General features: G+C 61.2%; 25 protein-coding genes and 1 pseudogene. 10 read left to right on the forward strand and 16 right to left on the reverse strand.

The window, feature by feature from the left end; all coding sequences use genetic code 11:
• Positions 1 to 2: 2 nt before the first annotated feature.
• The 7 genes from ACSEXS_RS01995 to ACSEXS_RS02025 form a co-directional block, all read right to left on the reverse strand.
• Positions 3 to 1,058, reverse strand: a complete 1,056-nt coding sequence (locus ACSEXS_RS01995) for an ABC transporter substrate-binding protein (protein WP_438431510.1) — start codon at positions 1,056 to 1,058, stop codon at positions 3 to 5.
• Positions 1,059 to 1,102: 44 nt separating this feature from the next.
• Entirely contained in the window at positions 1,103 to 1,987 is an 885-nt protein-coding gene (locus ACSEXS_RS02000) for an ABC transporter permease (RefSeq protein ID WP_438431511.1), read from the reverse strand.
• Positions 1,988 to 2,048: 61 nt separating this feature from the next.
• On the reverse strand, positions 2,049 to 2,834 hold the full coding sequence (locus tag ACSEXS_RS02005; protein WP_438431512.1) for an ABC transporter ATP-binding protein: 786 nt from the start codon (positions 2,832 to 2,834) through the stop codon (positions 2,049 to 2,051).
• Positions 2,835 to 2,938: 104 nt separating this feature from the next.
• Entirely contained in the window at positions 2,939 to 3,316 is a 378-nt protein-coding gene (locus ACSEXS_RS02010; protein ID WP_438431513.1) for a Na-translocating system protein MpsC family protein, read from the reverse strand.
• A gap of 430 nt (positions 3,317 to 3,746) precedes the next feature.
• Complete coding sequence (locus ACSEXS_RS02015; RefSeq protein ID WP_438431514.1) at positions 3,747 to 4,175, reverse strand: organic hydroperoxide resistance protein; 429 nt, start codon at positions 4,173 to 4,175, stop codon at positions 3,747 to 3,749.
• 414 nt (positions 4,176 to 4,589) lie between these two features.
• On the reverse strand, positions 4,590 to 5,696 hold the full coding sequence (locus ACSEXS_RS02020; RefSeq protein WP_438431515.1) for a phosphodiester glycosidase family protein: 1,107 nt from the start codon (positions 5,694 to 5,696) through the stop codon (positions 4,590 to 4,592).
• Complete coding sequence (locus ACSEXS_RS02025; RefSeq protein ID WP_438431516.1) at positions 5,686 to 6,171, reverse strand: hypothetical protein; 486 nt, start codon at positions 6,169 to 6,171, stop codon at positions 5,686 to 5,688. The genes ACSEXS_RS02020 and ACSEXS_RS02025 overlap by 11 nt, the downstream gene beginning before the upstream one ends.
• Positions 6,172 to 6,488: 317 nt before the next feature.
• Between ACSEXS_RS02025 and ACSEXS_RS02030 the strand changes: the two genes are divergently transcribed.
• Positions 6,489 to 7,151 (forward strand): HD domain-containing protein, encoded by a 663-nt coding sequence (locus ACSEXS_RS02030; protein WP_438431517.1) that lies wholly within the window; start codon positions 6,489 to 6,491, stop codon positions 7,149 to 7,151.
• 31 nt (positions 7,152 to 7,182) lie between these two features.
• Complete coding sequence (locus ACSEXS_RS02035) at positions 7,183 to 8,076, forward strand: VOC family protein (protein ID WP_438431518.1); 894 nt, start codon at positions 7,183 to 7,185, stop codon at positions 8,074 to 8,076.
• Here the strand turns inward: ACSEXS_RS02035 and ACSEXS_RS02040 are convergent.
• The 5 genes and pseudogenes from ACSEXS_RS02040 to paiA all read right to left on the reverse strand — a co-directional run bounded on the left by ACSEXS_RS02040 (position 8,073) and on the right by paiA (position 11,366).
• Complete coding sequence (locus ACSEXS_RS02040; protein WP_438431519.1) at positions 8,073 to 8,984, reverse strand: metallophosphoesterase family protein; 912 nt, start codon at positions 8,982 to 8,984, stop codon at positions 8,073 to 8,075. The two genes, ACSEXS_RS02035 and ACSEXS_RS02040, sit on opposite strands and share 4 nt — an antisense overlap.
• Before the next feature lie 78 nt (positions 8,985 to 9,062).
• Positions 9,063 to 9,260 (reverse strand): Spo0E family sporulation regulatory protein-aspartic acid phosphatase, encoded by a 198-nt coding sequence (locus ACSEXS_RS02045; RefSeq protein WP_438431520.1) that lies wholly within the window; start codon positions 9,258 to 9,260, stop codon positions 9,063 to 9,065.
• A 159-nt stretch (positions 9,261 to 9,419) separates the two neighbouring features.
• Complete coding sequence (locus tag ACSEXS_RS02050) at positions 9,420 to 10,466, reverse strand: hypothetical protein (RefSeq protein ID WP_438431521.1); 1,047 nt, start codon at positions 10,464 to 10,466, stop codon at positions 9,420 to 9,422.
• A 72-nt stretch (positions 10,467 to 10,538) separates the two neighbouring features.
• Positions 10,539 to 10,763 (reverse strand): helix-turn-helix domain-containing protein, encoded by a 225-nt coding sequence (locus ACSEXS_RS02055; RefSeq protein ID WP_438431522.1) that lies wholly within the window; start codon positions 10,761 to 10,763, stop codon positions 10,539 to 10,541.
• Positions 10,764 to 10,847: 84 nt separating this feature from the next.
• Positions 10,848 to 11,366 (reverse strand): annotated as a pseudogene (gene paiA / locus ACSEXS_RS02060) (spermidine/spermine N(1)-acetyltransferase).
• Positions 11,367 to 11,529: 163 nt separating this feature from the next.
• Between paiA and ACSEXS_RS02065 the strand changes: the two are divergent.
• Positions 11,530 to 12,300, forward strand: coding sequence for a methyltransferase domain-containing protein (locus tag ACSEXS_RS02065; protein ID WP_438431523.1), 771 nt, complete (start codon positions 11,530 to 11,532; stop codon positions 12,298 to 12,300).
• A gap of 33 nt (positions 12,301 to 12,333) precedes the next feature.
• On the opposite strand, the gene ACSEXS_RS02070 is transcribed toward ACSEXS_RS02065, so the two are convergent.
• Positions 12,334 to 13,125 (reverse strand): aminoglycoside 3'-phosphotransferase, encoded by a 792-nt coding sequence (locus tag ACSEXS_RS02070; protein ID WP_438431524.1) that lies wholly within the window; start codon positions 13,123 to 13,125, stop codon positions 12,334 to 12,336.
• 93 nt (positions 13,126 to 13,218) lie between these two features.
• Between ACSEXS_RS02070 and ACSEXS_RS02075 the strand changes: the two genes are divergently transcribed.
• Positions 13,219 to 13,584, forward strand: a complete 366-nt coding sequence (locus tag ACSEXS_RS02075; RefSeq protein WP_438431525.1) for a DUF4180 domain-containing protein — start codon at positions 13,219 to 13,221, stop codon at positions 13,582 to 13,584.
• 39 nt (positions 13,585 to 13,623) lie between these two features.
• Positions 13,624 to 14,367, forward strand: coding sequence for a spermidine synthase (locus ACSEXS_RS02080; protein ID WP_438431526.1), 744 nt, complete (start codon positions 13,624 to 13,626; stop codon positions 14,365 to 14,367).
• A 101-nt stretch (positions 14,368 to 14,468) separates the two neighbouring features.
• Here ACSEXS_RS02080 and ACSEXS_RS02085 read toward each other — a convergent pair whose 3' ends face one another.
• Complete coding sequence (locus ACSEXS_RS02085) at positions 14,469 to 15,413, reverse strand: LysR family transcriptional regulator (RefSeq protein ID WP_438431527.1); 945 nt, start codon at positions 15,411 to 15,413, stop codon at positions 14,469 to 14,471.
• Between the two features lie 219 nt (positions 15,414 to 15,632).
• Between ACSEXS_RS02085 and ACSEXS_RS02090 the strand changes: the two genes are divergently transcribed.
• The 5 genes from ACSEXS_RS02090 to ACSEXS_RS02110 all read left to right on the forward strand — a co-directional run bounded on the left by ACSEXS_RS02090 (position 15,633) and on the right by ACSEXS_RS02110 (position 22,366).
• Positions 15,633 to 16,928, forward strand: coding sequence for an APC family permease (locus tag ACSEXS_RS02090; RefSeq protein ID WP_438431528.1), 1,296 nt, complete (start codon positions 15,633 to 15,635; stop codon positions 16,926 to 16,928).
• Positions 16,929 to 17,262: 334 nt separating this feature from the next.
• On the forward strand, positions 17,263 to 18,537 hold the full coding sequence (locus tag ACSEXS_RS02095; RefSeq protein WP_438433061.1) for an Nramp family divalent metal transporter: 1,275 nt from the start codon (positions 17,263 to 17,265) through the stop codon (positions 18,535 to 18,537).
• A 194-nt stretch (positions 18,538 to 18,731) separates the two neighbouring features.
• Positions 18,732 to 19,235 carry a hypothetical protein gene (locus ACSEXS_RS02100; RefSeq protein WP_438431529.1) on the forward strand — a complete coding sequence of 168 codons (504 nt, stop codon included), beginning with the start codon at positions 18,732 to 18,734 and terminating at the stop codon, positions 19,233 to 19,235.
• 152 nt (positions 19,236 to 19,387) lie between these two features.
• Positions 19,388 to 21,283 carry a molecular chaperone HtpG gene (gene htpG, locus ACSEXS_RS02105; RefSeq protein ID WP_438431530.1) on the forward strand — a complete coding sequence of 632 codons (1,896 nt, stop codon included), beginning with the start codon at positions 19,388 to 19,390 and terminating at the stop codon, positions 21,281 to 21,283.
• A 222-nt stretch (positions 21,284 to 21,505) separates the two neighbouring features.
• Positions 21,506 to 22,366, forward strand: coding sequence for a cation diffusion facilitator family transporter (locus ACSEXS_RS02110; RefSeq protein ID WP_438431531.1), 861 nt, complete (start codon positions 21,506 to 21,508; stop codon positions 22,364 to 22,366).
• Between the two features lie 214 nt (positions 22,367 to 22,580).
• On the opposite strand, the gene thiE is transcribed toward ACSEXS_RS02110, so the two are convergent.
• Complete coding sequence (gene thiE / locus ACSEXS_RS02115) at positions 22,581 to 23,252, reverse strand: thiamine phosphate synthase (protein ID WP_438431532.1); 672 nt, start codon at positions 23,250 to 23,252, stop codon at positions 22,581 to 22,583.
• A complete protein-coding gene (thiD, locus tag ACSEXS_RS02120; RefSeq protein WP_438433062.1) occupies positions 23,249 to 24,076 on the reverse strand; it encodes a bifunctional hydroxymethylpyrimidine kinase/phosphomethylpyrimidine kinase in 828 nt (275 codons plus the stop codon). Before thiD ends, thiE begins: the two co-directional genes overlap by 4 nt.
• Between the last annotated feature and the right edge of the window lie 13 nt (positions 24,077 to 24,089).

The raw sequence follows: 24,089 nt of genomic DNA on the forward strand, positions 1-24,089 counted from the left end.
CCTCACTTTTTGGATTCGTTGGCTTTGTTGACGAACTGCATGTCCACCAGCTCGGCGTAGCTGTAGCTGCCCTTGAAGATGCCGGTTTTGATCATGACGTCCATGTCGTTGTCCAGCGCCTTCTCGGAGATCGTGCCGTCCGGGCTCCACAGGGAGTCGGCATAGGCCCGGTCGAGCGCCGCCTGGATCGATTCATCCGACAGGGTGGGGAATTCGGCCTTCAGGTTCTTCTTGGCCAGCTCCTTGTCCGTCTGCACGGCGTGCAGGGCTTTAATGATCGCGTTCGTAAACTTCTGCACCGTCTCGGGGTCTTTGGCGATGGTAGACTTCTTGACGCTCAGCACCGAATACGAGAAGTCGCCGAGGTCGTGGAATTTGTAAAACGGCTCGCCCCAGACCTGCTGATTGATGCCGTCGGCGATCTGCGGCTCCGCGCCGTTTGCGATCTGCGCCGCGCCTTGCTTGACCATGGTGACCACCGTCGAGCCGTCCGCCGGTTCCAGGAGCTGCACGTCCTTGTCGGGATTGAGTCCGAGCTGCACCAGCAGGTAGCGGGTCAGCAGGTTGGGCGTTCCGCCGTGGCGGCCGGCGTTGATCTTCTTGTCCTGAAGGAAAGCTTTCAACTCCTCCGGCGAGCTGCCGGTCGGGGCGAGACCCGTCTTGGCCATCAGGTAGACGTTGGCCCGGTTGACGACATTGACCACCGAGACGATCGGGTCGGAGCTGTTGACATTGGCGAGGGCGTTCGATTCCGTCCCGCCGATCACGCCCCAGGCGTCTCCGCTGACAACGGCGGTGACATGGGCGCCTCCCGCCGCTTGGATCACCTCCACCTGCAGGCCCTGCTCGGCAAAGTAGCCCTCGTGCTGGGCCACATACAGCGGCAGGTACCCGGTCGAGTGCAGCGGTTCGGCGATCACGAGCTTTTTCAGACTCCCTTTGGCTTCCGCGACGTTGTCGCCGGAGGCTTCCTTGCCGCAGCCGGCAAGCGGCAGGGCGATGAGGGCGGCAGCCGCAAGCAGAGCAGCCGGTTTGCGTAAACGGGCGAGTAGGGTCATAGGTTTCTCTCCTCCTGATTCATCTCTTTATGGGGACAAGCAGGCTATTGCTTGACGAAGCCCTTGCTGAGCCCTTTCTCCAGCACGACCACGCCCCAGTACATCAACATGGAGAGCAGGGACAGCACGACGACGCCGACCCACACCAGATTGATGTCGAGAATCGTGCCGGCGTACATGATCATCCGGCCGACGCCGTGCCGGGAGGCGATGAATTCGCCGACGATGGCGCCTGCAAGCGCCAGCGCGATGTTGATCCGCAGGCTGTTGATGATCCACGGCATCGACCAGGGGACAACGACCTTGGCGAACACCTGCCGCCGTTTCGCGCCGAGGGAATACATCAGCTTTTCCATATCGGGGTCCACGCTCTTCACCCCGCTGTAGGCGGACAGGGCGGCGACCACGACGGTCATGGAGAAGGCGAGCGCCACCTTGGAGAAGAATCCGATGCCGAGCAGGATGACCAGCACCGGAGCGAGCGCCAGCTTGGGCATCGCGTTCAGGATGATGAGGTACGGTTCGCTGACGTCGGCATAAGTGCGCGACCACCAGAAGGACAGCCCGAGCAGCGCTCCGCACAGCGTTCCGAATACGAAGCCGAGGATCGTGGCGGCGGAGGTGTAGGAGATGTCGCTCAGCAGCTCGCCCTCGGTGATCTGGGTCCAGGCGGTTTTCAGAATGGCGCTCGGGGTGCTCCAATAATACACGTCCAGCCAGCCGATCCGGGTGAACAGCTCCCAGACCACGAAGATCAGCATGGCGGCGAGGGTCCGCAGCAGGGTGACCTTCCGGCTTCGCCGCCGCTCCTTGCTTTCCTCGTCGATGATGAGCGGGGCGGCCTCCGCCTTGCGGACGGCAGACAGAGCGGGTTCGGGTGCGGCAACCGCGGCGTGGATGACAAAGGCTTCCTTGCGTACCGTTTCCATAGAGGAGTCCTCCTTCAAGAAGATATCGTGGGATGCGGATTGCGGCGGAAAAAGCGGCGGTCTACGAGATGCGCTGCTCCTCCGATTCGTGTCCGGCGGACAGCAGGTCCAGCAGGTGGTGCTTCAGCTCCATGAAGGCGGGGGAGGTCATGTCCTCGGTCTTGCGCGGCCGTTCCATGGTGACGGTGATCTTCGATTTGATCCGGCCGGGGCGGGGGGAGAAGACGTAGATGTCGTCCGAGAGGTAGATGGCTTCGTCGATGTCGTGGGTGACGAAGAGGACGGTCTTGCGGAAATCGGCCCAGATTTGCAGGAGCCAGTTCTGCATGGCGAGCCGGGTCTGGGCGTCGAGCGCGCCGAACGGCTCGTCCAGGAGCAGGATATCCCGGTCGTAGAGCAGGGTGCGCAGGAGGGCGGCCCGCTGCTTCATCCCGCCGGATAGCTCCTTCGGGTAATGCTTGTCGAAGCCCTTCAACCCGTACTTCTCCATGAGGGGCAAGGCGCGCCCGACAGCCTCCTTGCGGGGGATGCCGCGGATTTCCATGCCGAGGACGATGTTGTCGAGGATGGTGCGCCAGGGAAGCAGCATGTCCTTCTGCAGCATATACCCAACATAGCCGGACTTGCCGACGATGTTGCGGCCGTCGGCGACCACTTCGCCGGTGGAGGGAGGCATGAGCCCGGCGATGATGTTGAACAGCGTGGATTTGCCGCAGCCGCTCGGGCCGATGATGCTGACGAACCGGCCCTCCTCGATCGCCAGGCTGGTCTCCTTCATAGCCGGCACTTCCCGGCCTCCCCGGCGGAAGGTCTTGCTGACTCCGTTGATCTGGATCTTGTAGCTCATCGTCTCCACTCCTTTTCTTTCGGGTATAAAAAAATCGCCAGTTCAGTCCCGTTCGGCACGAGGGTGCCGCAGGAGCCAAACTGACGACAATCGGCCGCTCTCTGTTAAGGGAGTTCGGGCGCTTCGGTCAGATAAGTGCCGATGTCACGCTCCAAGACGACAACGGTACCGGAGAATTCGGTCTCTGCGTCATAGTCTTTGAGAATGGCAACAATATTCAGTTGGAACCGCTGCTCCAGGGCCTGCCGAATCTCCCGCTTAAACACCTGGGACAACAATTGGTCGATCCGGCGGGTGTCGTTCGGATGGTCCCCGTCGAGCAGCTTCAGGATCGGGACCCGGCTGTTGCGGGACATGATCAGGATCTTGTTGTCCAGGAAGTCGACCCGCTGCTGCTTCACCCCCGCACTGAAGATTTTCTGGTTGATCGCGTTGTAGATGCGGAGGATCTCCTGCTTGGCGGCTCCCTCGGATAAGGCCATAGACCTCACCCTCATTCGAATTAAATGTTAGATAATATTACAAAGCGGTGAACTTTGTCGAGGAATTAGTTTTATTATACCGACATATAGGAGGGTGTCAAGAGGTTCGTGTAAATAAACATAACATATCGAAAAGAAATTCGTGAAGGAGGAGGAGCCGCCATGGTTTCACGGCTGTCCTTATCGTCGGCGGGAAGCGGGACTGGGAGGCGGTGGCCGTGAACGGCGCCTGCGCCGGAACGGAAGGAGGACGGGATGAGAGGTTTGCCCGAAAGTCGCGATGGTACGACGGGACGGTTCAGAGGCGTCTGCCCGGAATTTCGGTGGGAGTAGGCAGCGACGCCCGCATAACAATAAAAACTCCCCCAAGCCCTAGGACGTTCCCAAAGGACCGACCTGAAAGCTTGGGGGAGCGGAGCGTTAAACCGGCTTACAGCACATTCAGCTCGACGACAATGTTGCCCCGCGTAGCGCGGGAGTAAGGGCAGACTTCGTGGGCGGCTTCCACCAGCGACACGGCCGTCTCATGATCGACGCCCTTCACCGTCACGTCCAGCCGAGCGGCGATGCCGAAACCGCCGTCCTCCACCTTGCCGAAGCTGACAGTGTTGGTGATTTCCGTGCCTTCCAGCTTGATCCGGCGCTGGCGGGCGACGAGGTTCAGGGCGCTGTCGAAGCAAGCGGCATAGCCGGCCGCGAAGAGCTGTTCGGGGTTCGTGCCTTCGCCGCCCGGGCCGCCCATTTCCTTCGGCGTGGTGATCTTCTGGTGAAATTCGGGCGAAGCGGATTCCACGTACCCGTCGCGTCCGCCAACGGCTTTAACCGAGGTTTCGTACAGCTTTTGCTGAATCTTGTTCATGCGAGATCTCTCCTTTGATTAAATAAATTGTATACAATTTAATTTAACACAATAAAAATAATTGTCAAGCGGTAGGGAGGCCCTGTCTTTTATACCCCATGGAGGCTTGGAAGAAACGGATCAAAAGGCTTTGAGCCCTCGGGTGGGTACCGCCCCATCCCCTGCGACAACATCCCGTGAGCAGAATACAGGCCACATGTCCGGCGGACAAACCTATCGCAAGTAGTCATCGGGCCGCCATTCCCGGCGGGCAGAATCCGCGGTATGTCGCCATACCTCGGCGAGCCTCCGGGCAAGTCTTGGTCCTTTCGGCTAACTCCGCCTTGCGCGGCTCCTCAGTTTGCAGCCAAACCAAAACAGACCGCGGCATTCGCCGCGGTCTGCGTGAAAGAGAAGGTTCGATGCCGAACCGGCTTAAGGCAGTACCACAAAGTTGGAGGCGACCTTGCGTTCCCGGCCGTCGGACGGGCTGTTCAGCACTTTGCCGTTGTAGACGAACGAGCTGGAGCCGCCGCCGTCCAGGTTATAGGCGTCGACCACCTTCCAGGACAAGAGCTTGGTCTGCGCTTCCTCCAGGGTAATCCCGGAGCTGCTCGCCTGGCGTCCGTCAATGACGATGAACAGCATGTCCCCGTTGGAGAAGTGCCCGATCAGGGTGCGCGGCTCCTTGCGGTTCTTCCAGTTGGAAGGAATGGTCAGCTTCTTGCCGTTCTGCAGCAGGGTGGGTACGAAGGTGGCGCCCTGCTGGATATCCATCTGCTTGATTTGGGCTTTGCTGGTGATCGAGCCCCCAACCAGATGGCCCTTGCCGTTCAGGCCGATGAAGCTGAGGTCGATGCGGGCGAACGAGCGGATCGCCCCGTCGACGACGGTGATGCCCATGGGGTACAGCATGCCCCTCTGGCTGGCGAAGCCGCCGCCGTTGATCGCCAGCACCGCGTCCTTGCGGGCGGCGGCATGGGACGTGGTCTCGCCGGGATCGGGAGTTCGGTCGCCGGAGAGCACCAGCTTGACCGCCTTCGGGTCGTGCAGCTTGACCTTGGCCATGTAGCCGCGCAGCCCCGCTTCCTTCAGCGAATAGACCTTAACGGTGGAACGGTCGCCGTAGGTTTGGCCGATCGGGTCGCCGAGCATGCCGGCCAGAACAGAGTCCAGCGCGTCGCCTGCGGCCTTCACCTGCTTGGCGCTGTCGCGCACGATGGCATCGACGGCCGACTTGTGGGCGGCGTCCTCGGTGCTTTCCTTCTTGGCGTTCTTGTCGAGCGCTGTGAGAATGTCCTTGATGCCCGCGAGCTCCTGCGTGGACTGCTTCGCGGAGGCGGACATGCCGGCGAGGGCCGCGGTCGCTCCCGATACAGGCTGGCCGGCCAAGCCAGCGGCTGCGCCGCGTTCCGCTCCGAGGTCGAGGCGGGCTTGCTCGAGGCCGGGATCGAGCTTGTCCCGATCGCGGATGAAGCCGGTCAGGAGACCGGCCAACAGAGCGAGAATTAATAGCGGAGGGGCGATCCACTTAGTAAACACGGGCCGCTTCCTCCAGACGCTTGACGACCTTGCCGAGCTCGGTCAGCTGCTTGCTGAGGTCGGTGATCCGATTGTTGAGCGCTTGCTTGGTCTGGGCGGCGGTGCTCAGCGAATCCCCGGCGAGCGACATCTCCTCCTTGACCGCAGTCAGTTCCTTCTCCACGGCGGTGAGCTGCTTCTGCAAGGCTTCGGCCTGGGTCTTCTCCTGCGCCTTCTGATCGTCCATATGCTCACGCAAAGCGGTAAGCTGCGTATTCAGCTCCTGGATTTGCGTCTGGTTCGTCCGGGAAATCTGGTCGAGCTGCTGTTGAAGGTGGCCGATATAGGTATGGGCGAGCGAGTAGCCGGCATAGCCGATCGCCAGCCAAAGCGCCGTGATTGCGGCCAGTACGACCCAGCGCGGCAGTTTCTTGCCGCTCGTCCTGTTCTTCGGCCGGGCCCGTTCTCCGCTGGCCAGGCCGGGTTGTTCCATCATGATCGCGAGACATCCTTTCCTTGCGGGTTCTTGGGGTACACCCAGTTTATACCCCCCGAATCGGCAATGGTTGCGAAAAAAATGGAGCCTTGTTGGGAAAACTGGAGAAGACCGGGGATTGCCTTTAACGGCGGGAATCGTGGTTTTAGGCCACGGAAAAACAATGCGGAGGGTGCGGAGTCGTCCTGGAAAAGCGGCAGCGACTGGAAGGACGGTAAGTATGCGAAGCGATGGCTTTTTCGGTGGCCTCGCGCGGTTTCGGGGCTGCCTTCGGTATGGTAAGATGGCGTCATCCCGATTGCGAAAAGAGGTTACTTATGTCCCCGTTAACCCAGGAACAAGCCGCCATTCTCGCGGATGCCGCCCAATACGTTCAGGACGAAATGCGGCACGACTCAACCGGCCACGACTGGTCGCATGCCGAAAGGGTCGTCCGGCTGGCCCGCACCATCGCCGCTGAGGAGCAAGCCGATCCGTTTCGCTGCGAGCTCGCCGCGCTGCTTCACGATATCGCCGACGCCAAGCTGAACCCGAGCGAGGCGATAGGTCTCGCCAAGGTCCGCCGCTGGCTGGAGAACCGGTCCGTTTCAGCGGAGGACGCCGAAGCGGTGCTCGAGATCATCTCCACCCTGTCGTTCAAAGGCGGGAATTCCCCCGCCATGAAGACCGTCGAGGGGAAGGTGGTCCAGGACGCCGACCGGCTGGACGCCATCGGAGCGATCGGCATCGCCCGGGTGTTCGTGTACTCGGGAGCCAAGGGACGGCCGATTCACGACCCTTCGCTTGCGCCTCGGACTTCCATGACGGAAGCCGAATACCGCAGCGGCCGGGATACGGCGATCAACCATTTTCACGAGAAGCTGCTCAAGCTGAAGGACCGGATGAATACGGACTACGGAAGGCAGCTGGCGGAAGGAAGGCATCAGGTGATGCTGCGCTACCTGGATGAGTTCGATGCGGAGTGGAACGGCGAACGGTAACCCGGTCCTACACACCAAGGAGGGATTCGCTATGCAAAAAATCGTCCCGCATCTGTGGTTCGACAACCAGGCGGAAGAGGCCGCCGCGTATTACACCTCGATATTCCCCGACTCCCGCTTGAGCCAAATTTCCCGGTACGACCCGGCCGGAGCGCAAATGGCGGGGAAGGCCGCAGGGAATGTCATGACGGTGGAATTTGAGTTGGGCGGGCAGCCCTTCATCGCCTTGAACGGCGGTCCGTATTTCTCCTTCACGCCGGCGATCTCCTTCTTCTTCAACGCAGAAACCGTGGCGGAAGTGGACGAGGTCTGGGAGAAGCTGGCGGACGAAGGCGTCGTGCTGATGGAGCTCGGCCGCTACCCCTTCAACGAGCGGTTCGGCTGGGTGCAGGACAAATATGGGGTCTCCTGGCAATTGAACCTGCTGCCGGGCAAGCAGCGGATGGTGCCTTGCCTGATGTTCGTCGGCGACCAATACGGCAAGGCCGAGGAAGCGATGAGGCAATATTCATCCCTGTTCCCCGGCTCGGAGGTCCGTCTGCTGATTCGAAACGGCGCGGAAGAGGGCGGAGACGCCGGAACGGTTCAACTCGCTCTCTTCACGCTGCATGGCCAAGAGTTTATCGTCATGGACAGCCCGCTCGACCATCCGTTCACCTTTACGGAAGCGACATCGCTGTTCGTGAATTGCCGGGATCAGCCCGAGGTGGACGGGCTGTGGGAGAGACTGTCGGAGGGCGGGAAAACGGGGGAGTGCGGCTGGGTGAGCGACCGGTTCGGCGTTTCCTGGCAAGTGGTACCGGAGGAGCTCGGCGTTCTGCGCCGGGACTCCGATCCGCTTAAAGTCCAGCGTGTCATGCAGGCGATGCTGAAGATGCAGAAGCTGGACGTCGAGGGCCTGCGCCGGGCTTACGCCGGGGATTAAGGAATTCGGAGCGGAGACACGACCGGCTCGATCGAAATGTTGTTCCATCGCTGGTCCCGAATTCCGACTTCCGCCGGGGCGATATGCAGGTAGCCGCTTTGCATGCCGGCCAGGCTCACCGCGCCGTCCGGCTCGATCGTCACGACCGCATGCAGGCCGTTGCGGTAGAGGATGAGGTCCTTCAGCCCGGGATAACGGTCGTGCACCTCCTGCGGATAAGGATACATCTCCTTCATGCCATGCCAGATGTACGACATCGCATTCAGAGTATAGTACCAGATGCCGTTAACCTGGGCGGCATGGTCTCCATGGTCATGCCCGTTCATGGCGAGCAGCACGCGGCCGCCGCCTCCGGTGCCCCGCTCAAGGATGGTCCGGACTTGCTCCCGGTTGGCGATGCCTCTACGGGCGAAGGCGTTGATCAGGCTGTGATGGGAAAAGACGACGGCGTCGCCGCTCCAGTCGCGCAGCTCCTTTTCCAGCCAGACAAGCTGCTCGTTCGGAACGACCGGGTAGCGGTCAGCGGTGTGCGCATAATTTCTCCCCCCGTAGGGCTCGGCGCCTTCCGTCCGCTCGATATGGCAGCCGTCCAGAACGAGGAATTTGATCCCGCCCTGGGTGAATGAGTAGTACGAGCGGGGCAGCCCATAGAAATCAAGCGCCGCCTGCTGGGAAGAGACGTCCGAATCATGGTTGCCCAGGACGTGGTAGCAGGGCAGGCCGCTCGCCTCCAACCGCTCGAGCAGGAACCGGTTCTCCGGCAGAGGATAGCTGAAATCGCCCAATTGCACGATAAAATCGAGGGCCGTCCTTCGAACCGTACCGAGGAATTCCTCCAGCCGCCGCTCTCCGTCCGGAATTTTGTCGAAATGCAAATCCGTACATACCGCAAAGGTAACCCGCTTCATCCGTTTCTCCGCCTTCCCTCATGGAATGAATGTCCATTTTACCCGAAATGGAGGTTCTTGCGAAGAGGGAAGGCGCGATTATCCGGACAGCCGAATTCGATCGGTTCGGTCGGTAACCTCTTTTTTGCGCTTGGGATGGGCGGCCTGCGTCCTCTGATAGAGATTCAACAGCTTGTCCAATTGTTGGGATTGGGCCAGCACCCGGGGATGAGACAGGCCGTAGCGCTCCGCAAAACAGTTCAATTTTTGACGTTCCTGCTCGATTTTTTGGATCATGGGAAAACCCCTCGCATTCCGAAAGGATGGAATAATCGATTCTATATGTAATATATTAGTATGTGTCGTCAAAAAATGGAGTTTTGTGAGATTGAAAACACAAAAAACCGCGCCGAACCGCGCGGTTCCTGTCTAGCTGGGACTGGTCTTTGGATGAGGTTAAGCCAAAAGAGAACTCTTCCACTTTTTGTAGTCCTCATCTTGCTCTGACGAGGCAAAGTCACGATTTTGTTCAAAGTCGCTAACGGCTTTTAGAAGGATTTGAAAATTCCCAATACCGGCGGCTAATTTCAAACCGATCAGGATATGCTCCAGTCCGAGCGCAGGCCGGCCGGTTCGCAGATAGTATTCGCCAAGTTCGACATGGAAGCCCGCATGGCGGTCGGCGGCGATGTGCCGGTCTACCTTGCCCATGCGGCTTTGCTGTTCTTCGAACTCCATCTGGTTCAGGAACCGGGCCAAGGCGTCATCGATTCGGAACGAATGCAGATTGGCGGCTTGAACGATCATGTAGAGGGCGGTTGGAACTTCGTTGGGTCTTGCCTCCACGTAGTCCAAGTAGCTCTCCATGACCGTCTCCTCTCCCGACATCAATCGGTATACGAGAGAGTTCGCGGTTGCCCATTCCCGGAATTGGAGGATCACGATCTGTTCGTCTCCCGTGAAGCTTTCGATCGGCGTTCCGCTTGTCAGGCTGGCGTATCGGGTGGTCCAATGAAGGGCTTGCCCATACTCCCTCCCGGCATCGCATACGGCGGCCTTCAACAGATAGGCATAGTGCAGATAGTACAGAAGCGGTCTTTCCGGCGGCGGCTCCAAGGCTTGTCCGGCAAACCGTTCGGCCTTTTGCGCCAGTTTATCCGCCAGTTGATCCACCTGACTCCAGGCATGCAGAGAAGCTTGTACGTCGGCCAGCTTTTTGAGAGCGTCCAACTGGTAGGGGGCGTCCAGCCGGTCCAGAAAAGGCTCGAAGCGGTGGGCCGCCTTGCCGCTATGTTCCGGCTCCTTCCCGAGGGAAAGGAGGAACAAGCGATACTGGCAGAGAGCAAGCCGTTCGGAATGCTGGTACCGCTCGGCCTCGGCCACGCATTCGTAGAGAATCGCCGCCGCTTCGGAATGACCGCTTGCCGCCAGCTCTTCCGCTGTCTCGAACAGCATGGGCAGGTAGCTCAATTGCTCCGCGAGCCACGAAACCAAGCGCTTCACGGAGGCCGGCTTGCCGAGTTCGGCGCATCGGAACAACAGCGGCTTGACCCGTCGCCAATTGGGCGGATGATTCTAGATGTGTTCGTCGATATATTGCTCGTACAAGGTGCCTTCTTCCCGGTTAAGCCCTGCGGTATTCAGGTCCAACTGCCGGATGGAAAGCGGACGGCGTCCATGGATCAGGTTGCTTAACGTTCCCGAACGAAGGCCGGAACGCTCGGCGAATTGGGTGAGCGTGAATCCGGAATGGGACAAGTAATGGTCAACCATTTCAAGTATGGCGGATTCCCTTTCCATGACAATTCACCCGGCTTGTCCTCATATTGGTCTTGCTGTTTCTATTTTATCACTTGTATCTGAATTTTCCATATCGTATGGCCGCTATCCAAGGGCCTTGGTCATGATGTAATCGCGCTGCTCGTCGTCCCCCATGAAGAAGGAATGGGTGCCCGTTCGGACAAAGCCCATCTTCTGGTAAAAGGCGAGGGCGTTGTCGTTGTGCTCCCATACTCCCAGCCAGAGCTTGGCCTTGTGGCGTTCCTGCGCCATTTCGAACGCTTTCGTCAGCAGGCGTTTGCCGAGTCCCCGCTTGTGGAACTTCCCTCTTACGTAGATTCTCTCGACTTCCAGGAAGTCGTCGCCCATCGGTTCGGTTTGGGCATCGCCGGTATTGAGCTTCAGATATCCGGCCGGTTCTTCGCCGCAATAGAGCAGGTAGAAATCCTAAGCGGGATTCAATAATTCTCCCTCCAACTGCGAGGCGGCAAAGGCTTGATCCAGATAAGCCCGCATGTTCTCATCGGAGTTATGGGCCTGAAAGGTCTCCAGGTAGGTCTCGATTCCGATGGCTTGCAGGGCGCTCAGATCGGATAGCGCGGCTTTTCTTAGCGTGATCGTCATAGAACTCATCCTCCTGTCGGTTAGTAATAGTCTCGCTTGGCATGGTTTTCCCAACCCGGATACAGCCGAGAGGATTTTGGCCCGGAGAGGGAGAAGAAGACAGCAGCGGATTTCAAAGGGCCCTTGAAGGCCGATCAGCGCCGCAAGTGGGGAGATGGAAGCGATGCAGGATTGGAATTCCAGGCAGTATCTGATGTTTGCGAACGAGCGAACTCAACCCGCCATTGATTTGGCGAACCGCTTGATGGGAATGGAGGCCCGCCGGGTGATCGACATCGGCTGCGGACCGGGGAACAGCACGGCCGTGCTGGCCGAGCGGTTTCCGGGCGCATCCCTGCTCGGCATCGACAGCTCGCCAGCGATGATCGAGGCGGCGCGGGCGGCGTGTCCCGGCGCCGAATTTCAAATTTGCGACGCGGGGCGGGAACTGCCTGCGCTCGGGGACGGCTTTGATGTGGCGTTCTCAAACGCCTGCATCCAGTGGATTCCCGACCATCCCCGGCTTGTCCGGGACATGCTCGGTCTGCTGCGTCCCGGCGGCGTCCTGGCGGTTCAGACGCCGATGAATTACGAAGAGCCGATCCACCGGATCATCGGAGAGGTAACCGCATCGGCGGAGTGGCGGGACTATTTTCCGAATCCCCGGATCTTCTTCAACCTGACCCAGCCGGAGTATTTCGATCTGCTGGCAGAGGTGTCCTCCGGCTTCGCGATTTGGGAAACCACGTACATCCACCGGATGAGCTCGCACGAAGCGATCCTCGACTGGTATCGGGGAACCGGCCTGCGGCCATACCTGAATGGGCTGCCGGACGCCAAGAAGCCGGAGTTCGAGAACGAAATCCGGCGCAGGGTAATCGAACGGTATCCGGCGCGGCCGAACGGAGAAATCCTCTTCCGGTTTCCCCGATTCTTCTTCCTCGCCTATCGTTGATGGGTAGCGGCTTCAATCGGGAGACGACGGGGTTTATTCGGCCCAGGATCGAGCCTGCCGGACCAGAGCCGCCGCTTGAGCGTCCGGCTGTTCGGCGGCTTCGATCCAGTTAGCCACGGTCTCGAGCCGGTCCGGGCAGAAACCGTCGCGGCCGTATGCATCGAGGAAGCGGCGCCCCCCGTCTCCCGTCTTGAGGTTATACGCCAACGACCACAAGCCCCAATACAAGTCGTAATGGCGGTCGCCGACTCCGCCGCTTCCGGCGTCGATGAAGGCGCTGAAGGCGAAGCCGTTCAGAATGAGGTTCGGCAGGCAGGCGTCGCCGTGCACCACGGTCTCATTCGCCGGATCGTCGCTTGCGGGGAAGCGATGGACCGAGCCGCCCTCCGCTTCGGTCTCGGCCTCCCGAATCCAGTCGGCCAATCGGTCGGGATAAGGACAGCCTTCGGCCGGTACGGCGTGCAGGCGGCGCAGCGATTCGCCGAACACGGCGGCAAGCCGCCCGGGCTGCTCCAGGTGGGAGGCCTCCGCCGCGTCGTCGCCCGAAGCGGCCTCCAGGAGCAGATAGTCCCTGCCCGGCTCAGGGCGGTACAGGATAGCGGCGGGAGCCAGACCATGGCGGTTCAGGAAGCGGGTCATCGCATTTTCCCGCTCCAGCGAACCGGGCTTATCCATCTTCAGGTAGAACCGGCCGTCTGCGCTTTCCGCGTACAGGGTGGTCGCATGCTCGGAGCAACTGCTGTCAAAGAGAGCGGCGCCGCGCACATAGGGACGGATGGCCGATGGGAGTGAATTCAGGTCGAGGGTAACCGGCGTTTTTTTCATGGGGAGTCCTTTCGGTCTAATGGGAATAGGAAAGCGTTTGGAAAAGTGTATCATAAAAAAGCGGGCGACGGTGCCCGCAAGGAGGGAATGTTCATGGCTTATCCCATCGCGGAAGATAACGGCTCCCGGGTCGCTCTGATTTCCCGGGAGGACGTGCAAATCGGTTCGATCCGGGAGGCGCTCGATCTCATGGCGACCGTCCAGTATCAGGGCTGCGACAAAATGCTTCTCCGCAAGGAGCAATTGCCCGAGGAGTTCTTCCGGCTTACGACCGGCTTCGCCGGAGAGCTGCTGCAGAAATTTGCCACGTACCGGATGAAGCTGGCGATCGCGGGCGATTTCCAAGGCTATGACAGCAAGAGCCTGCGCGATTTCATGTACGAATGCAACCAGGGCAGCCAGGTGCAATTTAAGCCGAGCGAAGCAGAAGCGCTGGAGGCGCTGCATCGTCTGGCCTGAGGACAAGCTGTCCAACGCCCAAGGAAGGAGGAAGAGCAGATGAAGGTAATCGCCGAGCGCAGGGAGGCGGGCGACGCCGTCACGGTTGCCGAGACGGAGGAGCTGTACGGCCAGCGGGGCCGCTTCCGGCTCCTGTGCTTCGCGGACGGAGCCGTGCAGGGTGCGCTTGACCTGGACCGGCCGGAGCGGAGCGTGTTGGAATACCCGGCGGCGATGGTGCATCTGCTGAAGCAGAACCTGGAACAGCCGGACCGGATCTTCCTGATCGGCCTCGGAACCGGCGCGATTCCCCGGCTCCTGCCCGGCTGCCGGGTGGAGGCGGCGGAGCCCAGCGCCGCGGTCGTCGAGCTGGGAAAGGCGTACTTCGGCTGCGCCGCCGAGCCGGTGTTCGTCGAGGACGGGCGGGAAGCCTTGTCCCGCCAGCCGGACGGCGGCTTCGACGCTGTGATCGTGGATGCGTTCACCTCCGAGGGAACGCCGCGCCACCTGCTGACGCGCGAATTCTTCCGGCTGGCCGCGGACAAGCTTCGGCCGGACGGCCTTCTGCTCCTGAACCGGTTCGGCCGCGGACCGCAGGACCCGCGGATCGAAGCAGGCGCGGCCACGCTCGCGGAGGTGTTCCCAGAGACGGCGGTCTTCGCCCTGCCGGGGGAGGGGAAGGCCGAACGAAATCTCCTGTTCGCCGCCGGCCGAAGGCCGATCCGCTGGCGGGAACGGGAGCTGGCCGGGTTCGTCCCCGTCCGGCCTTTCCACGGGCGGATTCTGACGGACGCCCCGATGTGAATTGACTCCGTTATCCGCGAGACAAGCGGTGCGGGGTCTTTTTTGATTGGAGCCGTCCGCTCGCACGGAGCCTTCTGCGAACGGACGGCTTAGGTCACCGATCAGCGCCCGTTGGAAGCGGAACCCGGCGGCATCGGCGCTTCGGCGAACTGCGCCCGCCAGTCCGCCGCGTACCGTTCCAGGAGCCGGAGCAGCTCCTCCAGGGCGGGCGTCACCCATTTCTTGCGGTGGTAGGCAAGCTGGGTGGTCATCCGCTGCGAGCGGTCATCCCAGCGCAGGCGGCAGAGCTTGCCCTCGGCCAGCTCCCGCTGCACGGTGATGAGGGGCACGAGGGCGATGCCGAGCCCGAGCATCACGCAGTTCTTGATCGCCTCCATGCTATAGAATTCCAGCCCCGCTTCCGGCGTCACACCGGCCTCCCGCAGCTCCCGCTCGAATACCTCGCGGTACGTGCAGCCCGTCTCCGTATACAGCAGCACCTCCTCGCGCAGGTCCTCGGCCGTCACGAGCCGGGCGTTCGCGAGCCGATGATCCGGAACGGCGATGAGCGCCATCTGCTCCTCGACGAGCGGAACGATCACGAAATCCGGATCCTCGTGAACGGGCTGGAGCAGGACGGCGAGGTCGATGTCGCCGATGCGGGCGAACTCCTTCATTTCGGTGCAGAGCCCCGGCTTCAGGATCAGCCTGACCTGCGGGTACAGCCGCTTGTATTCGCGGATAACCGCAGGGAGGCGGAAGGCGGCCAGCGATTCGGGCGCGCCGACGGTCAGCGTGCCGCTCGGCCGGTCCGGAAGCGGGACGGATTCCTTGATGGCGCCGTGCATCTGCACCATTTCCTTGGCCTGGGGAAGCAGCCGCCGCCCCGCCTCCGTCAGCACGATCCGTTTGCCGAGCCGGTCGAACAGGGGGACGTCGAGCTCCGCTTCAAGCGCCTGAATCTGCGCGGTGATGCTGGACTGGGCGTAGCCAAGCCGGGCCGCGGCCCGGGTAAAGCCGCCTTCCTCAGCGACGACGACAAAGGTGTGCAGGTTCTTCATTTCCATCAGGTTTCCTCCCTCGTTTACGGCATTCGCATGTCCGCCCATCGGAAATCCCGATGAAAAGGATCAAAAAGTTCCGTTTTACTGATAGCTTCAGTATCGGGTAGCATAGAGAAAATGGCAAGAGGGAAGAGGGGATCACCGATGGAGAGAGCGGCGGGGTGGCAGGCAACAAAGACCGGGCGGGGAAAAGGGGCGGTGCCGGGGGCACCGGAACAGGGAATGAAACGGACGATTGGCTTGCCGCAGGCGGTCGCGCTGTACATCGGCTCCGTGCTTGGCTCCGGCATCCTGGTGGTGCCCGGCCTGGCGGCGGAAATCGCCGGTCCGGCTTCTATCGTCGCCTGGGGGTTCATGGCTCTCTTGATCCTGCCGATGGCGCTGTCCATGGGCTTCCTGGCCGCCCGGTTTCCGAACGCGGGCGGCGTGTCCCACTTCGTCGAGCGGGCCTTCGGGCCGAAGGCGGGTGCGCTCGCCGGCTGGTTCTTCCTCGCCTCGGTGCCGATCGGCGGCCCGGTGGCCGCCCTCACCGGCGCGGGCTACCTGACGGACGCCCTCGGGCTGGGCGAGAACTGGCGGTTTGCGCTGGCCTGTGCGATGCTGGCCGCTGCGCTGCTCGTCAACGCCGCCGGCATGAAGCTGGTCGGCGGCGTGCAGATTGCGGTTGTGGCGGCCATCGTCGCCGTCCTCGCAGCGGGAATCGTCGGGGCGGCGCCGCATTTATCCGCCGCCTCGTTCACCCCGTTCGCCCCGCACGGCTGGCTCGCCGTGGGCAAGGCGACGGCGCTCCTGTTCTGGTGCTTCATCGGCTGGGAGGCCGTCTCGCACCTGTCCGGCGAATTCAAGGACCCGAAGAAGGCGGGCATCCGCGGCGTTGTCATCGCCGCGCTGCTGCTCGGCGTGCTCTACCTGCTGACCGCCGTCGCCACCATCGGCACCGCCAGCTATCACGGCGGCGCGGCGGATGTCTCGCTCGGCCGCGTCATCGGCATGGCGCTCGGCCGAGCGGGCGGCATCATCACCGGCGTGGTCGCCGTGCTCATCTGTACGGCGACCATCATCTCCTATGCGGGCGCGTCGTCGCGCCTCGCCTACTCGCTGGCCGAACGGGGAGAAGCGCCCCGCGCCTTCCGTACCCTGACGAAGCGTTCGGCCACCCCGGCCGGCGGGCTCCTCTTCCTCGCCGTCTGCTTCGCCCTGGTCATGGCGGTCTATGCCGGCGGGGCGGTGTCCTTGTCGCAGCTGATCCGCTTCCCCAACGCGACCTTCATTCTGACCTACATCTGCGGAACGGCTGCGGGCGTCCGGCTTCTGAAGGACAGCCCATGGCAGGCCCGCATCAGCGGGATATCCTGCCTCTGTTCGCTCGCGGTCTTCCCGTTCGTCGGCTCGGCGGCCTGGTATGCGCTCGCCGTGGCTGCCGCGTTTCTCCTTACCGCCTACCTGCGCAGCCCCAAGCATCGGGTGCCGGTCCCGCGGGTCTTCGCGGCCGACCCCGAGGAGGACGACCGGCGATAAGGGGATTCTGCTTCCCTATCGCTTCCGTATCGCTTCCACACCGCCTTCGTTACGCGAAAAATTCGCGTATCGGAGGCTTTTTTGGGTTAAAAGGGAGGGGCGGCAGCTTGCCCGGCTTAAGAAAATTTTTTTCAAAGCATCCGGAACGATTTTGCCGTGCGGGCAATAAAGTAGAGGTACGGAAACGATTTTGATTGAGGCAACAAAAATTAGATTAATTCTAATGTAAATGTATTTACAATTCTTAGACCGGAGTTTATAATCAAAGCAAGAGTTGCACTTGGCTAACATTTATGCGGATAGATAACTTTTTCACAAGGGGTGAACGACCATGATGGAACAACCGATAGCGGCCCGGATGACCACGGAGAGGGCGGCCGAATCCGTCCTGCGGGGAGAGGTCCGCGGCTTGCGGCGGCTTCTGCCGTTTCTGGGTCCGGCCTTCATCGCCGCCGTGGCTTACTTGGACCCCGGCAATTTTGCAACCAATATTACCGCCGGTTCGAAATACGGCTATCTCCTGTTGTGGGTCATCGCCTTCTCCAACCTGATGGCGGTGCTCATTCAGTCCTTGTCCGCCAAGCTCGGCATCGCTACCGGAATGAACCTGCCGGAGGTGGCTCGAAGCCGGTTCTCCAAGGCTTCGTCGATCTTCCTGTGGATTCAGAGCGAGCTGGTCATCATCGCCACCGACCTGGCGGAATTCATCGGCGCGGCCCTCGGCCTGTACCTGCTGTTCGATATTCCCATGCTGCCCGCGGCCGTCATTACGGCGTTTGTCTCCTTCGCTATTCTGGAGCTGCAGCGGCGCGGCTTCCGATCGCTCGAGGTCGGCATCTCGGCCATGATCCTGATGGTGGTGCTCGCGTTCGCTTTCCAGGTGTTCATCGCGGGTCCGGACCTCGGCGGCGTGGCGCACGGGCTGACGGTCCCGGCCTTCCGGGGAACGGACAGTGTCCTGCTCGCCGCCGGCATTCTCGGCGCCACCGTGATGCCGCACGCGATATACCTGCATTCCTCGCTCACGCAGAACCGGATCGTCGGGAAATCGGATGCCGAGAAGAAGCGGATCTTCAAACTGGAGTTCATCGATATCGTCCTGGCGATGGTCATTGCCGGAGCCGTCAACATGTCGATGGTGGTGATCGCCGCGGCGCTCTTCCACAAGAACGGCCTGTTCGTCGACGATCTGGCGGTAGCCTATACCCAGCTCGACCATCTGGTCGGTCCGGTTGGAGCGGTTTCCTTCGGCCTGGCCCTGCTGATTGCCGGCATCGCCAGCTCGGCCGTCGGCACCCTGACCGGCGACGTCGTGATGCAAGGCTTCATCAACAAGCGCATCAACCTGTACCTCCGCCGCGCCATTACGACCGTGCCGCCGCTTGTCATCATCATGTCGGGAGCGGACCCGACGAAGGCGCTGGTCATCAGCCAGGTCGTCCTGTCCTTCGGCATCGCCTTTGCGCTCATTCCGCTCATTCGGTTTACGAGCGACCGCCGCATCATGGGAGCGCTCGTCAACCGCAGGCTGACCACCGTTCTCGGCTGGATCGTCGCCGTGATCGTCGTCTCGCTCAATGTCTTCCTGCTGGGCGACCTGATTTTCTAACAAGGCACGACTGGGAAATGTCCGGTGAGAGTCCGTTCCATTTCGATGGAAGGACTCTTTTTTTTCGTTGCCGGTTGATCTTCATTCAATGAAGGCGATATCCTGAAGAAAAGGACAACCGGTTCCTGTTAAGTCCATTCGCGCAGTGACAAATGCCCGTTTCGATATGGTTTTTCCTATGAAGGGAGAAGAATATGGAAAATTCATTGCACGAGCGTTATCTGAAGTCTCGCTTGCCTAACCGGTTCCCGGTTGCGCAGGTCTGCCGCATTCTGACGGATAAATTCCGCGCCGAGGAAATGGACAAGAGTTGGTTTGCCGATCTGAAGAAAGACCCTCTGGTCCATTATGAACGGATAGCCAAATGCTTCAAAATCGTGGACAATTCGGTTCTGCAAAGCCTGTTTAGCCCGGAAGAGCGAAAGATGCACCGGGACTCCGCGGTGAGCTTCCGGAATGACAGGCTTCACGGGGAACGGGAACGAATCTGGAGAGACATTCAAGAGGGCAAACGGCTGCATGTGGTGCTGGAGACAGTGGACGGGGAAAGCCTATCGGGGTTTACCCTGCAGGGAATCAGCCAAAAGCTGCTAGCGGAACTGGTGGTGCTTCAAGGGATCGATCCGGCGAGAGCCATACCGGGGACTCCCCCTTATGAGCGGTACCTTCAGTTCGCCGCCGAAGCCGGTTATCTTTAAACGCGTCCTACATGTCCTTCGGCGTTTCCGCATATTGACATGGCAAAACAGAACGTGTTAAATAAAGGTTAGCACTCTTCCAGTTCGAGTGCTAACACCGCGAGTTGCTAACGGGTTTATTTTACCATTTGGGCAAAGGGGATAGCAGATTCATGGCCAAACAACAGTTCAAAGCGGAATCGAAACGGCTCCTCGAGATGATGATCAATTCGATCTACACGCAGAAGGAGATCTTCCTGCGCGAACTCATCTCCAACGCCAGCGACGCCATCGACAAGATGTATTACAAGGCGCTTACCGACGACAAGCTGGAATTCAACAAAGAAGACTACTTCATTAAGATAGCCGCCGACAAGGATGCGCGGACGCTTACGATTACCGATACGGGGATCGGCATGACCCGCGAAGAGCTGGAGGACAACCTCGGCGTGATCGCGAAGAGCGGCTCGCTTGCTTTCAAGTCCGAGAACGAAACCAAAGACGACCATACGATCATCGGTCAGTTCGGGGTCGGGTTCTATTCGGCGTTCATGGTCGCGGACAAGGTGTCCGTCGTCACCAAGGCTTACGGGGCCGAGGAAGCTTATGTGTGGGAATCCACGGGAGCGGACGGTTATTCGATCGAGCCGGGCGAGAAGGCGGCTCCGGGAACGGAAATCACGCTGCATTTGAAGGCCAACACCGAAGACGAGAACTATGACGACTACCTGCAGGAATACCGTCTGCGCTCGCTGGTCAAGAAATATTCCGACTTCATCCGCTATCCGATCAAGATGGACGTCACCCGCAGCGTGCCGGTGGAAACCCCGGAAGGCGAAGACGACGCCGAACCGAAGTATACCGAGGTGCACGAGGAAGAGACCGTCAACAGCATGGTGCCGATCTGGCGGAAGAACAAGAGCGAGCTGACCGACGAGGATTACGAAAAGTTCTACCAGGAGAAGCGTTACGGCTTCGACAAGCCGCTCAAGCACCTGCATCTGAAGGTGGACGGAACCATCTCGTACAACGCCATCCTCTACATTCCGGAGAAGACCCCGTTCGATTATTACACCAAGGAATACGAGAAGGGGCTGGAGCTCTATTCGAGCGGCGTGCTGATCATGAACAAATGCGCCGATCTGCTGCCGGACTACTTCAGCTTCGTCAAGGGCATGGTCGATTCCGAGGACCTGTCGCTGAACATTTCCCGAGAAATGCTGCAGCATGACCGCCAGCTCAAAGCGATCGCGAAGAACCTGCAGAACAAGATCAAGGGCGCGCTGCAAAGCCTGCTGAAGGACGAGCGGGAGAAGTACGAATCCTTCTACGAAGCCTTCGGCCGCCAGTTGAAGTTCGGCGTGTACAGCGATTACGGCATGAACAAGGACGTCCTCCAGGACCTGCTCCTGTTCACCTCCTCGAAGGAGAAGAAGCCGGTGACCCTGGACGAATACGTCTCGCGGATGCCGGAGGACCAGAAGTACATCTATTACGCGACGGGAAGTTCCGTGGAGCGGATCGAGAAGCTGCCGCAGACCGAGCTGGTGGCGGACAAGGGCTTCGAGATTCTGTACCTCACCGACGACATCGACGAATTCGCTCTGAAGATGCTCATGAGCTACAAGGAGAAGGAATTCAAGAACGTGTCCGCCGGCGACCTCGGCCTCGACTCCGACGAGGAGAAGAAGAGCGAGGAGGACAACCAGGAGAATGCCGAGCTGTTTGCCGAGATGAAGACGCTGCTCGCGGGCAAGGTGAAGGAAGTCCGCGCCTCCAAGCGGCTGAAGACCCATCCGGTCTGCCTGACCAGCGAGGGCGAGCTCAGCATCGAGATGGAAAAGGTGCTGCGCGCCATGCCGAACAGCCAGAACATCGAAGCGGACAAGGTGCTGGAGCTGAATGTGGGGCACGAGGTGTTCCAGTCTCTCAAGGAGGCCGCCGGGAAAGACAAGGACAAGCTTGCCCTGTACACGAACCTGCTGTACAACCAGGCGCTGCTCATCGAGGGGCTTCCGGTGGAGGATCCGGTGGAGTTTACGAACGCAATCTGCAAGATCATGGTATAAGGAAAAATGAGTTATAGGGGGACCATGCGGATGGTCCCCTTTTTTGTCGTACGGAAAGAAATCCTTGGAGAGGGTCAACTTTGTTTCGCCCGCATGATTCTCCGGCAGGGGGACAACACTGTTTCTGTAGACCCACACGGTCCGGTTTGGATAAGCTGGAGGAGACCCCCTTCCCCATCATTCCGTGAAGGAGGAAATCATGAAACAGGAGCCAACCCCATCATGACCGCAACCCGGAACGAAGCCGACAAAGGCGCTTGGCTGAGCATTGCCGCTTACCTGCTGCTCTCCGCCGTCAAGCTCGCGGTCGGCAGCTTTACCCATTCGGATGCCCTGCGCGCCGACGGACTCAACAACACCACCGACATCGCCGCTTCGCTCGCCGTGCTGATCGGGCTGCGCATCTCGCGCAAGCCGGCGGACCTTGACCATGCCTACGGCCACAGCCGGGCCGAGACCATCGCCTCGCTCGTCGCTTCGCTGATCATGTTCGGCGTCGGCTTGGAGGTGCTGGCCAGCGCCATCGACAAGCTGCGCTCGCCGCTTGCGGGCTCTCCCGACTGGGCGGCTGCTTGGACGGCGATTGCCTGCGCGGGTGCGATTTACCTGGTCTATCGCTACAACCTCCGCTTGGCCCGCCGGCTGAACAGCGGCGCGCTGCTCGCGGCGGCCAAGGACAACAAGTCGGACGCGCTGGTCGGCGTCGGTGCTTTCGTCGGCATCCTGGGCTCTCGGTTCGGCCTGCCGTGGCTGGACCCGCTCACCGCCGCCTTGGTGGCGCTCATGATCGGCAAGACGGCGTGGGATATTTTCCGCGACGCCACGCACAATCTGACGGACGGCTTCGACGAGCGGCGGCTGGAGGACATCCGCCTTACCGTTCGGGAGACGCCCGGCGTGATCTCGGTCAAGGACCTGAAGGCGCGCTTCGCGGGCAGCGAGACCCTGGTCGATGTCACCCTCGAGGTATCGCGGGAGCTCACGGTCGGCGAGGGCCATGCGATCACCGAGGAGCTGGAGCGAAGGCTGATGGAAGCCCACCGGATCGCCTATGTGCAGACGCACCTGGAGCCGGATGAATGAGGAAGACCCGTCACGACGGAGGCGGGGGATAAGCGTAAAAACCGAACGCGACAGGGGAGGCCTCTGTCGCGTTCGGTTTTGTTTCTGCCGAGATTTTGGTCAGACTCAACTCCGCTCCTGTTCCGGCACTTCACAGACCAATTCCCGCATGCCAAAAAGACCGCTCCCGACACGCGCAAAGGGCGAACGGAGGCGGTCTGAAATCCGAGCCGGACTAGCGGTCTGTAAAGAGCTCGGCGAACGAGCGCGCCGCCTGCCGGACGTCGGCGGCACCGGCGATGGCGGAGATGACGGACAGGCCGTCGGCACCTGCATTCAGCACCGGGGCGGCGTTCGAGGCCGTAAGGCCGCCGATGGCGACGAGCGGCAGGTCGATTCCCTGCTCCCGCAGCGCCGCGATGAAGGCAGGGCCGCAGGCTTCCTCGGCGTCGTCCTTGGAGACGGTCGGGTAGATCGGCCCGACGCCGATGTAATCGGCTCCGTCGCGGATCGCCCGCCGGGCCTCCTCTTCGGTATGGACGGAGACGCCGATGAGCTTGTCCGGGCCGAGGCGGGCGCGCAGCAGGCGGGCCGGGGCGTCGTCCTGACCGACGTGGACGCCGTCGGCGTCGATGGCGACGGCGAGCTCGATGTCGTCGTTGACGAGGAAGGGTACTCCGGCCCGGCGGCAGAGGCCCAGGAGCCGCTCCGCGAGCTCCCGCTTGGCGGCGCCGGTTGCGGCGACGGGGCCCTTTTCCCGGAACTGGAAGAGAGACACGCCTCCGGCGAGCGCCTCTGCCAGCACGTCTTCCGGCGGCCTGCCTGCCGTATTTGGGCTTCCCATGATGAAGTAGACGCGCAGCAGGCGGCGAACCGCCGCCGGGGTGCGCGGGCTTGGCCGGCTCATCGCAGTCCCTCCTTCCGGCGGCGGTAGGCAAAGTGATTGGTCGGCCCGTGGCCGCCGCCAAAGCCCAGGCTGTCTTCGATGGCCGCTTGGATGAAGGCTTTCGCCAGCCGCACGGCGTCGAGAAGCGGCAGGTTCTGCGCCAGCCCGGCGGCCACCGCCGCCGAGAAGGTGCAGCCGGTTCCGTGCGTATGCGGCGTAAACACCCGCGGGCTTTCCAGGTACGTGAAGCGCTGGCCGTCAAATACGAGGTCGACGGCAGCTTCCTGGGCTTCGTCATGTCCGCCCTTGATGACGACGCAGCGGACGCCGAGGTCCGCAAGCTGCCGCGCGGCCGCTTCCCGGTCGGGAAGCGAGCGGATCGTGCGGCCGGTCAAAGCTTCCGCCTCCGGCAGATTCGGCGTGACCACCTCGGCCAGCGGCAGCAGGCGGCGGCGCAGGGTGTCCACCGCTTCTTCGAGCAGAAGCGCCGAGCCGCCCTTCGCGATCATCACCGGATCGACGACCAGCCGCCTCCATTCGAAGACCTCCGCCTTCGCCGCTACCTCTCCGATGATCCGGCCGCTGAACAGCATGCCGGTCTTCACGGCGGCGGGCGGCAGGTCGGTGCCGACCGACTCCAGCTGGGCGGCCACGGCTTCCGGCTCGAGCGGATAGACGCCCTGCACGCCGAGCGTGTTCTGGGCGGTGATCGCGGTCAAGGCGCTCATGCCGTAGACGCCGAGCTCCTGGAAGGTCTTCAGGTCGGCTTGAATGCCGGCGCCGCCGCCGCTGTCGGAGCCGGCGATGGTAAGCGCCCGGGGGATCGACTTGGCCGGAGCGGGCATGGCGGGAAGCTCC

The organism is Gorillibacterium terrae, assembly GCF_051594785.1.
Taxonomy (GTDB): domain Bacteria; phylum Bacillota; class Bacilli; order Paenibacillales; family NBRC-103111; genus Gorillibacterium.